11 protein-coding genes and 1 pseudogene are annotated in these 16402 nt (G+C 65.4%); 8 read left to right on the top strand and 4 right to left on the bottom strand.

Annotated elements, in window-relative coordinates; translation table 11 throughout:
• Positions 1–87: 87 nt before the first annotated feature.
• The 7 genes from PQR02_RS19710 (at position 88) to PQR02_RS19680 (ending at position 9299) form a co-directional block, all read left to right on the top strand.
• Entirely contained in the window at positions 88–1074 is a 987-nt protein-coding gene (locus PQR02_RS19710; protein ID WP_408234461.1) for a LacI family DNA-binding transcriptional regulator, read from the top strand.
• On the top strand, positions 1071–2363 hold the full coding sequence (locus PQR02_RS19705) for an AGE family epimerase/isomerase (RefSeq protein WP_408234458.1): 1293 nt from the start codon (positions 1071–1073) through the stop codon (positions 2361–2363). Before PQR02_RS19710 ends, PQR02_RS19705 begins: the two co-directional genes overlap by 4 nt.
• Positions 2360–3277 carry a carbohydrate kinase family protein gene (locus tag PQR02_RS19700; protein ID WP_408234455.1) on the top strand — a complete coding sequence of 306 codons (918 nt, stop codon included), beginning with the start codon at positions 2360–2362 and terminating at the stop codon, positions 3275–3277. Before PQR02_RS19705 ends, PQR02_RS19700 begins: the two co-directional genes overlap by 4 nt.
• Before the next feature lie 117 nt (positions 3278–3394).
• The gene (locus PQR02_RS19695) at positions 3395–3625 is read left to right on the top strand and encodes a hypothetical protein (RefSeq protein WP_408234452.1); all 231 of its coding nucleotides are present in this window, start codon (positions 3395–3397) and stop codon (positions 3623–3625) included.
• Between the two features lie 61 nt (positions 3626–3686).
• Complete coding sequence (locus PQR02_RS19690) at positions 3687–3932, top strand: hypothetical protein (protein ID WP_408234449.1); 246 nt, start codon at positions 3687–3689, stop codon at positions 3930–3932.
• Between the two features lie 376 nt (positions 3933–4308).
• Positions 4309–5283, top strand: coding sequence for an ion channel (locus tag PQR02_RS19685; protein WP_408234446.1), 975 nt, complete (start codon positions 4309–4311; stop codon positions 5281–5283).
• A gap of 428 nt (positions 5284–5711) precedes the next feature.
• On the top strand, positions 5712–9299 hold the full coding sequence (locus PQR02_RS19680; protein WP_408234443.1) for an indolepyruvate ferredoxin oxidoreductase family protein: 3588 nt from the start codon (positions 5712–5714) through the stop codon (positions 9297–9299).
• Between the two features lie 118 nt (positions 9300–9417).
• Here PQR02_RS19680 and PQR02_RS19675 read toward each other — a convergent pair whose 3' ends face one another.
• The gene (locus PQR02_RS19675; protein WP_408234440.1) at positions 9418–10134 is read right to left on the bottom strand and encodes a copper homeostasis protein CutC; all 717 of its coding nucleotides are present in this window, start codon (positions 10132–10134) and stop codon (positions 9418–9420) included.
• Positions 10135–10168: 34 nt separating this feature from the next.
• Positions 10169–11446 carry a sensor domain-containing phosphodiesterase gene (locus tag PQR02_RS19670; RefSeq protein WP_408234437.1) on the bottom strand — a complete coding sequence of 426 codons (1278 nt, stop codon included), beginning with the start codon at positions 11444–11446 and terminating at the stop codon, positions 10169–10171.
• Positions 11447–11840: 394 nt separating this feature from the next.
• Between PQR02_RS19670 and PQR02_RS19665 the strand changes: the two genes are divergently transcribed.
• On the top strand, positions 11841–13496 hold the full coding sequence (locus PQR02_RS19665; RefSeq protein WP_408234434.1) for a Na+/H+ antiporter: 1656 nt from the start codon (positions 11841–11843) through the stop codon (positions 13494–13496).
• A 106-nt stretch (positions 13497–13602) separates the two neighbouring features.
• On the opposite strand, the gene PQR02_RS19660 is transcribed toward PQR02_RS19665, so the two are convergent.
• Both PQR02_RS19660 and PQR02_RS19655 read right to left on the bottom strand, forming a co-directional pair.
• Entirely contained in the window at positions 13603–14910 is a 1308-nt protein-coding gene (locus tag PQR02_RS19660) for a solute carrier family 23 protein (RefSeq protein WP_408234431.1), read from the bottom strand.
• 294 nt (positions 14911–15204) lie between these two features.
• A pseudogene (locus PQR02_RS19655) lies at positions 15205–16402 on the bottom strand (sensor domain-containing diguanylate cyclase); the annotation flags it as partial.

Here is a 16402-nt window from a genome sequence, read left to right as displayed (position 1 = left end):
GCGAAGGGCGGTTCTAGCGTCGTTTTACTATACAATCGCCCGAACCCAAACACCCGTGCGGCCGCATTCCGGCGGCCGCTTCATTCGATGGCCACCACCATCCGCGACGTCGCCCGCGCGGCGAGCGTGTCGATCGGCACCGTCTCACGCGCACTGAAGAACCAGCCCGGCCTGTCCGACGCCACCCGCGAGCGCGTCGTCGAAGCGGCTCGGCAGCTCGGTTACGACGCTGCCCAGTTGCGTCCGCGCATCCGCCGGCTGACCTTCCTGCTGCACCGTCAGCACAACAACTTCGCCGCTAGTCCGTTCTTTTCGCATGTGCTGCATGGCGTGGAGGACGCGTGCCGCGAGCGCGGCATCGTCCCTTCCGTACTGACCGCCGGCCCCACCGAAGACGTGATCCAGCAGATGCGCCTGCATGCGCCGGACGCGGTCGCGGTGGCCGGCTTCGTCGAGCCGGAAACGCTGACCACGCTAATGGCGATGCAACGCCCGCTCGTGCTGATCGATCTGTGGGCGCCCGGTCTGCGCTCGGTGAATCTCGACAACGCCGCGGGCGCCACGCTCGCCATGCGGCATCTGTTCGAACAGCAGCGCAAGCGCGTCGCGTTCATCGGCGGCTCGCTCGCGCACTTCAGCATTGCGCAGCGCGCGCTCGGTTACCGCCAGGCGTTCTTCGAAGCGGGGCTGCTGTTCGACCCGTCGCTCGAAGTGACCATCGACGCCGGCCTCGACCCCGACACCGGCACCGCGCGCGCCATGTTGCGCCTGCTCGACGCGCCCGGCTCGCGGCCGGACGCCGTGTTTGCCTACAACGACGCCGCCGCGCTCGCCGCGCTGCGCGCGTGCCTCGCGCGCGGCCTGCGCGTGCCCCAGGACATCGCGATCATCGGCTTCGACGATATTCCTGCCGCCGCCCATGCCACCCCCCCGCTGTCGACAATTTCGGTCGACAAGGAGGCGCTCGGCCGGCGCGGCGTCGAGTTGCTGCTTGAAGACGCACCCGCCGAGCTCGAAGTCCGCTTGCCCGTTCAACTGATTGTCCGTGCCAGTACTTTGGTGAAAACGCCATGACGCAACCCGACCCGCTTCAACCCGCCAATGACGCCGCCGTTGTGCCGCCTGTCGACAGCTTCCGCAGCCGCCAGTTTCTGCTCGCGCACGTGCAGGACACGCTGCGCTTCTATGCGCCCAACGTGCTCGATCCGAGCGGCGGCTTCTTCCATTTCTTCCGCGACGACGGTTCCATCTACGACAAAACCACCCGCCATCTGGTAAGCAGTTGCCGCTATATCTTCAACTACGCGATGGCGTATCGGCAGTTCGGCGACCCGCAGCATCTGGAATACGCGCGCCACGGTTTGCGCTTCCTGCGCGAAGCGCATTGGGACGCTCAGAACGCAGGCTACGACTGGGAACTCGAATGGCGCGACGGCAAAAAGCGCACGCTCGACGCGACGCGCCACTGCTACGGCCTCGCGTTCGTGCTGCTCGCGTATTCGCATGCGGCGATGGCCGGCATCGAGGAAGCGAAACCGATGATCGGCGCAACCTTCGAGCTGATGGAGCACCGCTTCTGGGATGCCGCCGCCGGTCTCTACGCCGACGAGGCATCGCCCGAGTGGCGGGTCAGCTCGTACCGCGGGCAAAACGCGAACATGCACACCACCGAGGCGCTGCTGGCCGCGCATGAAGCGACCGGCCACCTCGTCTACCTGGACCGCGCCGAACGCGTGGCGTCGAACATCACGCTGCGGCAGGCCAAGCTGTCACAAGGTCTGGTGTGGGAGCATTTTCACGCGGACTGGTCGGTCGACTGGCACTACAACGAGGAAGACAGTTCGAACATCTTCCGCCCGTGGGGTTTCCAGCCGGGACATCAGACCGAATGGGCGAAGCTGCTGCTGATACTCGAACGTTTCCGGCCGTTGCCATGGCTGCTGCCCCGCGCGATCGAACTGTTCGACGCCGCGATGACGCATGCGTGGGACGAAGACCACGGCGGCCTTTACTACGGCTTCGGCCCGGACCGCACCGTGTGCGACCACGACAAGTATTTCTGGGTCCAGGCCGAAACCTTCGCGACCGCCGCTCTGCTCGGCAAGCGCACCCGCAACGAACGCTTCTGGGACTGGTACGACGAACTCTGGCGCTATAGCTGGGCGCACTTCGTCGATCACAAATACGGCGCGTGGTATCGCATCCTCACCTGCGACAATCGCAAGTACAGCGACGAAAAAAGTCCGGCCGGCAAGACCGACTATCACACGATGGGCGCATGCTACGAAGTGCTGGCTCATGCGCTGCCCGACGGCGCGGCCGCCGCGTCCGCCACGTCCGAATCAGCGGAGAAAACACAATGAGCAATCCCAGCGCAAGCCCCGAATTTCCCCTCTTCGTTTCCGCCGGCGACATCCTCACCGATCTCGTGCGCACCGGCGCGTCGCAATGGCTCTCGCGGCCCGGCGGCGCGGGCTGGAATGTGGCGCGCTGCGTCGCGCGGCTCGGCTTGCCGACTGCGTGCGCCGGCTCGCTCGGCGTCGACAACTTCTCCGACGACCTGTGGAACGCGAGCGTCACCGCGGGTCTCGACATGCGCTTCATGCAGCGCGTCGAGCGCCCGCCTCTGCTTGCGATCGTGCATCAGACCCATCCGCCCGCGTACTTCTTCATGGGCGAGAACGGCGCCGATCTCGCGTTCGATCCGGCGCATTTGCCGGCGGGCTGGATCGGCCACGTGAAGTGGGCGCACTTCGGTTGCATCAGTCTCGTGCGGCAACCGCTCGGCGATACGCTCGCCACGTTGGCGGCCGAGTTGCGTTCGCGCGGCGTGAAGATCAGTTTCGATCCGAACTACCGCAATCTGATGGAGCACGGCTACGAGCCGACGCTGCGCAAAATGGCGGCGCTCGCCGATCTGATCAAGGTCTCCGACGAGGATCTGCGCCTGCTGTTCAAGACCGATGACGAAGCCGCCGCCCTCGCGCAGTTGCGCGCGATGAATCCGGCCGCCACCGTGATGGTGACGCGCGGACCGGAGTCGGCCATGGTGATCGATGGCGCGTCGGTGATCGAGGCGCGCCCGCCGCGGGTCGAGGTGGTCGATACAGTGGGGGCGGGCGACGCGTCGATCGGCGGTCTGCTGTTCAGCCTCATGACCGCGCCGCAGCGCGCGTGGCCCGACCATCTCGCATTCGCGCTGGCGGCCGGCGCGGCCGCGTGCCGGCATGCCGGCGCGCACGCGCCGTCGCTGGATGAGGTCGTCGCGCTGCTGTAATTGTCCTGCCTTGTGCGGCGCGCATTGTCGCGAAGATGGCGCGCCGCCGGGGCATGAAACCGAAGCGCCATCATCGTGCTAGGATGAAAAACCGAAACCGTTGGAAGGAGCGGCGCCATGGACGACATCACCTATACCAAGGGCATCTACACGGCGACGGCTTCGACAAGGGAAGTCCGCTCGGATACGTGGCAGGGCGTCGTGACCCTCGCACGCGACGAAGGCGCTCCCAACGACGATCAGGAGACCACGCTCTACGAAGTGGAAGCAACTTCGTCGACGCCGGAGGAAGCGCTCGAGGAAGCGAAGGCGCTCGCTCACAGGATCCTCGGAGAAATCGAACTCTAGGCAGACCGGCGCCGCGCGCTGTCGCGCCGCGCCACCTTGAATCAACCGGCAGGAGGCGTTCATGGACGAACAGCTCTTCCTCTACGGCGTGTATTCGATACACGTCCGCCCTCTGGAACTCAGCGGCGCGCGCTGGGACGCGGAATACGAAATCCGCCATCGCGAGAAAGCGGTGAAATCGTGGACCACGGTCGGCGGCGACGGCGGCTATGCCGACGAAGCCGAAGCGGTGGCGTCCGCGCATCAGCAAGCGGTCGACGATATCGAGCACGGGGCCGGGATTCCAAAGCCGCGAGCTTTTCCGTAGGCGGTGTTCGCGCGAGGCGGGTGTCCGGCATGACGCGACGCGACGCCCCGCTGGGGCGGCGGCCGGAGTTCCGCGCACAAGTGCGCAACCTCAGCGCGCGGCGGCACAGCGATAAGCGAGCGATCCCGTAGCGCGCGCCCGACGCATGCGGCGCACGCTGCGCCCACGCGAGCACGAATGGAGTTGCATGCGCCTCGCGAACATAACCGCAGCCCCGTTGCGCGCGCCACACCAACGCAAGCATTAACCCCGCTGCCCACACTGCGCCAACACAACCGCAAACACCACGACACCGCCACTTCACCCGCCGAAAATCACCCTCCACACGCCGAGCGCCATGCTACGCTTGGCCCGTTTTCATCTCCCCGAGCGCGCGATGGCCACTGAACCGTCAGATCGTTTTTCCGGCATCGGCGACGTCGAAGCGGGCGCGCAAAATCGTCGTGCGCGCGGCAGCCGTGAACTGCGTCTGGACGATCGCGTGGTGATCGCGCACGGCATGCCGACACCGTTCTGGCAGGACCTCTATCACCGCACGCTGGTGGTGAGCTGGCCGACGTTTTTCATCTCGCTCGCGATGCTGTTCGTGCTGCTCAACACCACGTTCGCCGCGCTCTACATGCTCGGCCGGGCGCCGATCGCCAATCAGTTTCCGGCGGGCTTCGGCGGCGCGTTTTTCTTCAGCGTCGAAACGCTCGCGACGGTCGGCTACGGCGACATGCACCCGCAAACCGTCTACGCGCACTGGATCTCAACGCTGGAAATCTTCGTCGGCATGTCGAGCATCGCGTTGGCGACCGGCCTGATCTTCGCGCGCTTTTCACGCCCGCACGCGAAGATCATGTTCGCCCGCTACGCGATCGTCCGTCCGCTCGACGGCCGCATGACGCTGATGGTGCGCGCGGCCAACGCGCGTCAGAATGTAATCGCCGAGGCCCGCGCGAGGCTGCGCATTCTGCGCACGGAAACCTCCGCCGAAGGCTATACGTTGCGCAAGCTCTACGACCTCACGCTGGTGCGCGATCAGCACCCGGTGTTCAAGCTGGGCTGGACGCTGATGCACATCATCGACGAAAACAGTCCGCTGTTCGGCGAAACCGCCGAGACGCTCAAAGGAAGCGACACGTCGCTGCTGCTCACGCTCGAAGGGGTCGACGAGTCGACTTCGCAAACCATGCAGGCGCGCCACATGTGGACCTGCGACCAGATCTTCTGGCAACACCGTTTCGTCGACATCATGAGCGAGCAGGACGGCGTGAGCCACATCGACTACTCGCATTTCGACGAAGTCGTGCCATTCGACGCCGCGCCACTTCAGCAGGACTTGGCGGCCGGCGCGGCGGTGCGCTGAGTGGCGAAATAGGCGGCACGCCCAGTCACGCGCCGAGCCGCGGCCAGCGCCGCGCTGTACGGCACTGAAACACCCAGGGCATACCCGTACCGCGCCGCGGCATGGGAAATTCAACTCAAAACGTCATTGAAACGCGCGACTCGTCGCGCCCATTCGCCAGCGGCCCGGCAAAGTAGAAAAAATCCTCTCTCATCGGCGCTGAAAAATAGAGTCTCTTCCGCAGCCGCATTTTGTGGTCCCCACCCTCGCGCGCGGATGCGAAACAGCAACCATCTTGCCTGGGACGGGAGTAAGCGCTACAGCGCCAACTCGGCAACCAGTTTATGGGATCGGAGTAAGCGCTAAAGCGCCAACTCCCATCGACCGCTTTGCATGGGATCGGAGTAAGCGCTAAAGCGCCAACTCCGATCGACAATGGAGACTCACCTATGACCGCTCGCCTGCCCACCGACGGCACGCCCGCTCTGGCCGACTACAAACTGTCCGACAATCTCACCGCGACGCGCGGCCGGATCTTCCTGACCGGCACGCAGGCGTTGGTGCGCCTCGCGCTGATGCAGCGCGCGCTCGACAAAACGCGCGGCATGAACACCGCCGGCTTCATCAGCGGCTATCGCGGCTCGCCGCTCGGCATGGTCGACCAGCAGTTGTGGAAAGCAAACAAGCTGCTCGCGGCAAGCGATATCCGCTTCCTGCCGGCGATCAACGAAGAACTCGGCGGCACTGCCGTGCTCGGCACGCAGCGGGTGGAAGCGGACCCCGAGCGGACCGTCGAAGGCGTGTTCGCGATGTGGTACGGCAAGGGCCCGGGCGTGGATCGCGCGGGCGACGCGCTCAAGCACGGCAACGCGTATGGCTCGTCGCCGCATGGCGGCGTGCTGGTGGTGGCAGGTGACGATCACGGCTGCGTGTCGTCGTCGATGCCGCATCAGAGCGACTTCGCGATGATGGCCTGGCACATGCCGGTGGTGAATCCGTCGAACATCGCCGACATGCTCGAATTTGGCCTGTACGGCTGGGCGCTGTCGCGCTTTTCGGGCGCGTGGGTCGGCTACAAGGCAATCTCCGAAACGGTCGAATCGGGCTCGACGGTCGATCTCGATGCGCTGCAAACCACATGGACCATGCTGCAGGATTTCACGGTCCCCGCCGGCGGCCTGCACAATCGCTGGCCTGATCTGCCGAGCCTGACGATCGAGTCGCGGATGCACGCGAAGCTCGACGCGGTGCGACACTTCGCGCGCGTGAACAGCATCGACAAATGGATCGCGCCGAGCCCGCACGCGAATGTCGGGATCGTCACGTGCGGCAAGGCGCATCTGGATCTGATGGAAACGCTGCGCCGCCTCGATCTGACGGTCGCCGATCTCGACGCGGCCGGCGTGCGGATCTACAAGGTCGGCTTGTCGTTTCCGCTGGAGATGACGCGCATCGACGCGTTCGTTAGCGGCTTGTCCGAAGTGCTGGTGATCGAGGAGAAAGGCCCGGTCATCGAGCAGCAGATCAAGGACTATCTGTACAACCGCACGCACGGCGCGCGGCCGGTCGTGATCGGCAAGCACGCCGAGGACGGCACGCTGCTGCTGTCGTCGCTCGGCGAATTGCGGCCGTCGCGCATCCTGCCGGTGTTCGCGAACTGGCTCGCGAAACACAAGCCCGCGCTCGATCGACGCGAACGCGTGGTCGATCTGGTCGCCCCGCAAATCCTCTCGAACGCGGCGGACAGCGTGAAGCGCACGCCGTACTTCTGCTCGGGCTGCCCGCACAACACGTCGACCAAAGTACCGGAAGGGTCGATCGCGCAGGCGGGCATCGGCTGTCACTTCATGGCCTCGTGGATGGAGCGCGACACGACCGGCCTGATCCAGATGGGTGGCGAAGGCGTGGACTGGGCCTCGCATTCCATGTTCACGAAAACGCGCCACGTGTTCCAGAATCTCGGCGACGGCACTTACTTCCATTCCGGCATTCTCGCGATTCGCCAGGCGGTCGCCGCGAAAGCCACCATCACGTACAAGATCCTCTATAACGACGCGGTCGCAATGACGGGCGGCCAACCGGTCGACGGCAGTATCTCGGTGCCGCAGATCGCGCGTCAGGTGGAAGCCGAAGGCGTGTCGCGCTTCGTCGTGGTCAGCGACGAGCCGGAGAAATACGACGGCCATCACGATCTCTTTCCGAAGGGCACCACGTTCCACCATCGCGGCGAAATGGACGCGGTGCAGCGCCAGCTGCGAGACACCGACGGCGTGACCGTGCTGATCTACGACCAGACCTGCGCGGCGGAAAAACGGCGGCGCCGCAAAAAAGGCGAATTCCCCGACCCGGACAAGCGTCTCTTCATCAACGAGGAAGTCTGCGAAGGCTGCGGCGACTGCGGCGTGCAGTCGAATTGCCTGTCGGTGGAACCGGTTGAAACGGCGCTGGGCCGCAAGCGCCGGATCGATCAATCGTCATGCAACAAGGACTACTCATGCGTGAATGGGTTCTGCCCGAGCTTCGTCACCGTGGAAGGCGGCAAGCTGAAGAAGGCCGCGGGCGCCGCGTTCGATCCGCAAGCGCTGGCCGCCCGCGTCGACGCGCTGCCGGTTCCCGCGACGCAGCTCGATGCCGCGCCCTATGACATCCTGGTGACGGGCGTCGGCGGCACGGGCGTCGTGACGGTCGGCGCGTTGATCAGCATGGCCGCGCATCTGGAAGGCAAGAGCGCGTCGGTGCTGGACTTCATGGGCTTCGCGCAAAAGGGCGGCTCGGTGCTGTCGTTCGTGCGCTTCGCCGCGCGCGACGAGTGGCTCAACCAGGTTCGCATCGACACGCAACAGGCCGACCTGCTGCTCGCCTGCGACATGGTGGTCGGCGCGAGCGCCGATGCGTTGCAAACGGTACGTCACGGCCGCACGCGCATCGTCGTCAACACGCATGCGATTCCGAACGCGACGTTCGTGCAGAATCCGGACGCGACGCTGCACGCCGATGCGCTGATCGACAAGATGCGTCACGCGGCGGGCGCCGAGCGCATGTCCACGTGCGACGCGCAGGCGCTGGCGACGCGTTTTCTCGGCGACACCATCGGCGCGAATATCCTGATGCTCGGTTACGCGTGGCAACTCGGTCTGGTGCCGGTGTCGTTCGGCGCGATGATGCGCGCGATCGAATTGAACAACGTCGCGGTGCCGATGAACCAGCTGGCGTTTTCGATCGGCCGGCTGGCCGCCGCAGATCCCGCCGCGCTCGAATCGCTGTGGCAGGCACGGCACCTGGCGAAGCAGGCCGTGCGCGTCGATACGCTCGACGAACTGATCGCGCATCGCGAAGGACGTCTGCAGACTTATGGCGGCGCTGCCTACGTGAAGCGTTATCGCACGCTGGTCGACGCGGCGCGCCGCGCGGAAACCGCCGTGGATGCGAAGAGCGAACGTGTGACACGCGCGGTGGCCACGACGTTCTATCGTCTGCTTGCGGTGAAGGACGAATACGAAGTCGCTCGTCTGCATACGGATGCCGCGTTCCGTGAAGCGCTCGAAGCACAATTCGAAGGCGTGGCGGGCAAGGACTTCGGCATCAAGTTCAACCTCGCGCCGCCGACGCTCACGCGCGCGCAACCCGGCGTCAATCCCAGCAAGAAAACGTTTGGCCAATGGATGTGGCCGGTACTCGGGATGCTGGCGAAATGGCGCGGCCTGCGCGGCACGCCGCTCGATCCGTTCGGCCGCACGCTGGAGCGCAAGATGGAGCGCGAACTCGCGAGCGATTACGAAACCACGTTGCAGCGCGCGCTCGCGAAGCTCGATGCGAGCAATCTGGAAGACGTCGCGAAGCTCGCCGATCTGCATGCGCGCGTGCGCGGCTACGGTCACGTGAAGCTGGCGAATCTGGCGGGTGTGAAGCGCGGCGAACGTGATCTGGCGACGCGCTTGCAGATCGATGCGGCGACGGGTGATGCCGTGAAGAAGTCGCTTGAGGAGATGAAGGGCGCGGGTCAGTTGCGCGGGATTCCGGTGGTGGTGGCGAAGTAGCCTTTGCTGGCGAAACCGCGCTGCGCAGCGTGAATGGGAAAAGCCGCTTCGCGTGTGAGCTCGAAGCGGCTTTTTCTTTATCGGCTGATCCGGTTATGCGGTGTCGGCCATGCTGGCGTTAGCCGTGTGGGGTGGCGCTCGGGTTCGCGTTCAGCAATGCCCTGACCTGCGCGACTTTTTCCGTATCGACCGGCGCAAGTCCTTTGCCGCCCACCCGCACGCCCGAGCCGACATGCACCGCCTCGACTGCCGTTCTGCTCACGAAGCCGGCCACCGCATCGACCGTCAAACCCGCACCGGCCAGCACCGTGCAATGCGAACCGTGGGCCTGTCGTACCAGTTCGCGAATCTGAACCTCCGCGTGCAGCACCGATGGCTTTCCGCCCGACGTCAGCACGTTCGTCACCGCGTCGAAACCGAGTAGCACGTCGAGCGCTTCGCGCAGATCGCGCGTTTCGTCGAACGCACGATGGAAGGTGATCGCCAGACCATCGGCCGCATCGATCGCGCGCGCGAGCCCTTCGCGGTCGATCGCGCCATCGGCATTCAGCATGCCGATCACGATGCCGTTCGCGCCCGCAGACCTGACCGCGCGCACGTCGCGCAGCATCACCGCATAGTCGTCGGCGTCGTACACGAACGAGCGGCTATGCGGGCGCACGATCACGTTCACCGGAATCCGGACAGCGGCCACCCCTGCTTCGATCAAACCGACGCTCGGCGTCAGGCCGCCCTCGCCCATCGCGGTGACGAGTTCGATACGGTCGGCGCCCGATTGTGCGGCGATGCGCGCATCGGCGACGGTCGTGGCAATGACTTCGAGCAGGATGGACATGAGCGCAGACGGGTGTCGTTAAAACGACATCATCTCAGAACCGCTCTTCCTCCACCCAATCGATGTCGCCGCACAACACGCAGGTCTGCTCGCCGACACGCGTCGCCACCGACAGCGTCACGCACGGCAATGCCTCGTTGATCGACAGATACGGGCGCGTCACATGCACGCGCTCCGGCGCATTGATCGCTTCCCGGAAGTACGGGCGGCGCAGCCAGTTCGCCCCTTGCGCGTCGGCGAGCGGCAGAAAGCGCGTCTCATGCGCGGCGCGATCGGCGCGCAGCACCACGTTGCGGCCCGCCTGCTTGCCCCTCGCGTCGAGCAGGAAGCAGCGCGCGGCGTGATCGAGCGCGAGGAAGTTCCAGCACACTTCCTCGAGCGGCTCGCCCGCGGCAAGCCGCTCGGCGGCGCGCTCGAAGGCCCGCAGGTACGGCGCCAGACGGCTCGCGTTGCGGCGCTCGCGCGCTTCGGTCTGATCGCGATAGCGCTCGGTGAGTTCGTCGATGCAGGCCACCGCGTGCACTGCGTCGACTGCGCCGGGGTTCGGCCGGCCGAAGAAAAAGCCCTGTACGAAGTCCGCGTTGCAGCCGAGCGCCATCTGCGCTTCATGCTCCGTTTCCACGCCTTCGATCAGCACCAGCTTGCCCGCTTCGTGCAGCAACGCGACCAGTCCCGGCAGAATCGTCGCCATGTCGGAGCGATGCGCGGCGTGCGACAGCATGATGCGGTCGAGCTTCACGATGTCGGGATTCAACTGCCAGATGCGCTCGACGTTCGAGTGCCCCGCGCCGAAATCGTCGAGTGCGATCAGGAAGCCGCGCTCGCGGAACTGGCGCACCGCGTCGGCGAGACGTTCGAGGTCTTCTGCGCGCTGTTCGAGCACTTCGAGCACGATGCGCCGGGGCGGCAGATCGAGCCGGCGCAGATTGGCCAGCAACGCGGCGGCATGATAGGGATCGGTGAGCGCACCGGGCTGAATGTTCAGAAACAGCCACTCGCGCTCGGCGCCGAGCACCTTGAAGTTTTCCAGATGCAGCGTCTGCGCGAGCCGGTCCACGTGCAGCACGTCGCCCAGACGCGCGGCCTCGCCGAATACGTCGAGCGGCGACACGGCGCGGTCGAGCGCGTCGTGCGCGCGCAAGAGCGCCTCGTAGCCGACCGCCCGCATATGCGAGAGGCTGAAGATGGGCTGGAACACGCTGGTCAGCGTCAGTTCGCCATGCTGCACCGAAAAACGTTGCAGCCCCGACGTCACCTCGACGTCGAAGCCATGCGGCGCGCTGGCCGTTCTATCCTGTTGCGCAATCGTCATGCAATCCTCTCACACGAGAGCCGGCCCGGTTCGGACGCGGAAGCGAACAACCCTCGGCGCCGTTTCTAAAATGTGCGTTATCGCTACTGCTTAAGCAAGCTCCATGCGCACGCTGCCGCACATTCGAATGAAGTTTCCTCCAAAGACTGCACCGGCAGACGAGCCGATGCGCCGTGCGGGGGCGTATTGCGCACCATCGAGGTGCGTGGCCGCAGGTGCCCCGGACGCCAGTTCGGTACTGCGTGTCTCTCCCGTACGCGCCGCCGTCCTGCCGGGCTGGCGATAGCGCAAGCCGCCGCCGGGCTACACTTTGGCCCTGGCGCCTCGCGAACGCCACGCGGCGAGATCGCCATCACTCTGCGCGGAAACCCGTTATATCCCCACGCATAGGCCGATGGAAATAGTCTTCACCGTATTGATTCTCCTGCTCGCAGTCGCAGCTTCCGGCATGCTGACCCGCACGCTGCCGTTCAAGTTGCCGTTGCCGCTCGTGCAGATCGCAATCGGCGCACTGCTCGCGTGGCCGAGACTCGGCTTGCACGTCACGTTCAATCCGGAAATTTTCATGGTGCTGTTCATCCCGCCGCTGCTGTTCGCGGATGGCTGGCGCATCCCGAAGCGCGAGTTCTTCATGGCGCGCCGCGCGATCCTGATGCTCGCGCTCGGCCTCGTGTTCATGACGGTGCTGGCCGTCGGCTACTTCGTGCATGCGCTGGTGCCGGCCATCTCGCTGCCAGTCGCATTCGCGCTGGCCGCCGTTTTGTCGCCTACCGATGCGGTGGCGCTATCCGGCATCGTCGGCAAGGACAGGATTCCTGGCAGTCTGATGCATATCCTCGAAGGCGAAGCGCTGATGAACGACGCGTCCGGTCTGGTCGCGCTGAAGTTCGCGATCGCCGCGATGCTCACGGGTGTGTTCTCGCTGCGCGACGCGTCGATCAGCTTCGTGGTGATCGCCGTGGGCGGCCTCGCGGTGGGCGCGGCGGTCAGCGCGCTGTTCAGCTTCGTGTCGGTGCACTTTCTGAGTCTCAGCGAAGGGGGCGACCCCGCGCCCGGCGTCGTGATGACGCTGCTGATTCCGTTCGCCGCTTATCTGACCGCCGAGCGCTTCGAGGTATCCGGCATTCTGGCGGCGGTCTCGGCCGGCATGATGATGAACTACGCGAACGTGGCGAACGTGGGATCGGTGGCGTCGCGCGTGCGCGGCAACAGCACGTGGACGATGATCGAGTTCGTCTTCAACGGCATGGTGTTCATTCTGCTCGGGCTGCAGTTTCCGCATATTCTGGGCCGTGCACTGCTCGACGCGCACGAAACCAGCAACGCGCAAGTGGGGCTGCTGATCGGCTACATCGCCGCGGTAGCGGCCGCGCTGTACGCGATGCGCTTCGCGTGGGTCTGGCTGCTGCGCTGGTTCGCAAGCCGCGGGGCGGCAAAGCACGGCATGGCGAGCGCGGTGCCTGGCCTGCGCATGGTCACGGTGACGACAGTGGCCGGCGTGCGCGGCGCGGTGACGCTGGCGGGCGTGTTGTCGTTGCCGGAATTGTTGCCGGATGGCGCGCCGCTGCCGGGCCGCGATCTGGCGATTTTCATCGCATCGGGCGTGATCCTGCTGTCGCTGCTGGTGGCGGTCGGTGCGTTGCCGGTGTTGCTGCGCGGCTGGCGGCGCGGCAGTGACCCGCATGCGGCCGACGAAGCGCTCGCGCGCAAGATGGCCGCGCAAGCCGCGATTCGCGCGGTCGACCAGGTGCACGACAAAGAGTGCGGGGATCTGGACGAATCGGCGTCGGCGTATGCAGCGGATGTCACCGCGCGGGTGATGGACCTGTATCGGCGCCGGCTTGCGACGCTCCATGAAGAAAAGGAGCCGCGCGAATTGGCGCGCCGCGCCGATGCATTGGAGTTCAGGATGAAATTGGCGGCGATGCGTGCCGAGCGCAAAACGCTGCTCGCGCTGCGCGCCAGTCAGGAGATCAACGACGAGACCTTGAACAAGCTGATGCGCGAGGTGGACTTGTCGGAGACGGCGCTGACGGCGCGGAAAAAATAGAGCTTTGGTTGCGGCAGCGGCGGCCCGGCTTTTTCCCGATCACGAGACAGGAGCAGAAGCCGGCGCAGCTGGCGAACTGGCGCTCACCGCCGCCCGGCAGACCGAATCAGGCGACCGGCCCCTGCGCCGGCTTCCTGCGCAGCAGCGCATACAGAATGATCGCGCCGAACGTCGCGGTGCCGATCCCGCCCAGGCCAAAGCCGCCGAGTTTCAACGAAAAATCGCCCGCACCCAGCACGAGCGTCACCGCGGCGACGATCAGATTCCGGTTGTCGGAGAAGTCCACTTTGTTGACCACCCAGATGCGCGCACCGGTCACCGCGATCAGCCCGAACACGACGATCGACACACCGCCCAGCACCGGTCCCGGAATGGTCTGGATCACCGCGCCGAACTTCGGCGAGAAGCCCAGCACCAGCGCGATCACTGCGGCGATCACGAACACCAGCGTCGAGTAGATCTTGGTCACGGCCATCACGCCGATGTTCTCGGCGTAAGTCGTCACGCCCGTGCCGCCGGCGAAACCCGAAACGATCGTCGCGAGTCCGTCGCCGAGAAACGCGCGGCCGATATAGCGGTCGAGGTTCTGGCCGGTCATCGCGCTCACCGCTTTGATGTGGCCGAGATTTTCCGCCACCAGGATCACGGCGATCGGCGTGAGCAGGGCCATCGCGTGCGGTTCGAACACCGGCGCCGTGAAATGCGGCATGCCGAACCATGCGGCGTTCGCCACGATCGAGAAGTCGATCGGCTTGCCCATGCCGAGGCCGTTCGTGACGATCGCGTAGATCACGTACGCGATCAGCAAGCCGATCAGAATCAGCAGACGCTGCAGCATGCCGCGCGCAAACACCGCGACCGCGCCCACGCACAGCACCGTCACGAGCGCCATCCACGAATCGAAGTTGCTGCCGCTCACGCCGCGCACCGCGATCGGCGCGAGGTTCAGGCCGATCACGCAGACGATCGCGCCAGTCACCACCGGCGGCATCAGCGTCTCGATCCAGCGGGTGCCGACCGCCGACACGATCAGCCCGATGATCGCGTACGCCACGCCGCACGCGATGATCCCGCCCAACGCCACCGGAATGTTCGGATTCGGACCTTGACCGCCGTACCCCGTCACCGCGATCACGAGACCGATGAACGCGAAGCTCGACCCCAGATAGCTCGGCACGCGGCCGCCCACCAGCACGAAGAACAACAGCGTGCCGATGCCGGACATGAAGATGCACAGGTTCGGATCAAAGCCCATCAGCAGCGGCGCGAGCACGGTCGAACCGAACATCGCGACGACGTGCTGGATGCCCATCGCGAACATCTGCGGCCAGGCGAGGCGCTCGTCGGTGGCGACGATGCTGCCCTCGGCGGCGACAGGCTGGCGGCGCCAGCGGGGGAAATAGGAATCGGCCATGGCGGGGGTTCTCCTCTGTTCGGCGTGATGGGTGCCGGACGGCGCGTGCAAAGGCGCGGCCCGGGAATTACGCGCGAGTGTACGGAGTGGGATTGGGCCTGGCAAGCGCGGCAAAAAGCGGGTGTGGAAGCGAGTGATGACCGGATGTAAAGGCATCGCGAATACTGGGCTCGTTAATGTGGCAAACCGGCGCTTCAGACTCATCCGATACTTTTTCTCATGGGCGGCCCTTAAACTGCATTTGCTGCGCCCCCTATAAGCGCATGCAATGTTGTAATACTCTCCGACTTTCGCTCACGCCTCGGCGTGAGCTTTTTTTTGTCCGTGCGTTTGTGTTTTCGTCGCGCAGCGCATGCAGCACTCCACGCGCCCCGCCGCATCGACCAGCGCGCGGCGGGCCGCCACCGCCTTGCCCTGCGCGGTGGCAACGCCGATGCTTACCGTCAGCACATGATGCGCGCTCGCCACATGGCGGCGCCGCAACGCCTGCGCCGCGTGCGAATATGCTCGGCGATACGCGTCGCACCGGCTTCGTCCGTAGCCGGCAGCAGCACCGCGAATTCTTCGCCACCGTAGCGCGCCGCCGTATCGCCAGGACGCCGCACATTGCGCGCAATGCTGCGCGCCACATCGATCAGCGCGTCGTCGCCCGCGGAATGGCCGTACAGATCGTTGAAGCCCTTGAAGCTGTCCACATCGATCAGCAGCATCGACAGCGGCGTCCCGTTACGCTGTGCGCGGCGCCACTCGTCCTGCAGGACTTCCTCGAAGGCACGGCGATTGTTCAGGCCGGTCAGCCCGTCGGTGCGCGCCAGTTCGCGCAGCTCGTCCTCGGCCGCGCGGCGATGACGCAGTTGCTGCGCGAACAGAATCGCCAGCGCGGTGATCGTCAGGTCGAGCCCGGTGATCAGCGAGCGATGATCCACGCGCGATGCCGCCATTGCACGTAGATATCGCGCGTGGACAGCGCGACGTCGAGGATCAGCGGATACATGTCGATATGACGGAACGCATACCAGCGCTCGACACCGTCGATCGCCGCAGTGCCGAAGAATTCCCCGCTCGGCTGCTGCACGAAGCGTGAATAGTTGGCGGTTCCGGTCAGGTTGATGCCGATCACTTTCGGATCGTAAGGACGCCGCATCAGCATCGTGCCGTCGCTTAGCATCAGCGCCATCGATCCGCTGGGGCCGACGTGCATGCCGTCGAACAGTCTGCGGAAGTACGCGAGCCGCATGGTGCCGACCACCACGCCGCCGAAGCTTCCGTCCGGCCGCGCAATGCGCCGGCTCAGCGCGATGCTGAGGTCCTTGCCTGTCACCCTCGGGATAAATGGTGACTGACGTATAGGTCCACGTCCGGCGAATCGCGGTGCACCTTGAAGTAGTCGCGATCGGCGAGATTGAGGTGGCGCGGCGGCGAGGCTTGCGAATCGAAGCGCACGTTGCCGGCTTCGTCCACGACGAAGACCGAGCCGATGTCTTTGGCGCTC

It is taken from the genome of Paraburkholderia sediminicola (genome assembly GCF_046026895.1).
GTDB lineage: Bacteria > Pseudomonadota > Gammaproteobacteria > Burkholderiales > Burkholderiaceae > Paraburkholderia > Paraburkholderia sediminicola_C.
The sequence above is the reverse complement of the archived record's forward strand: the minus strand, read 5'-3'. Positions and strand labels throughout refer to the sequence as shown.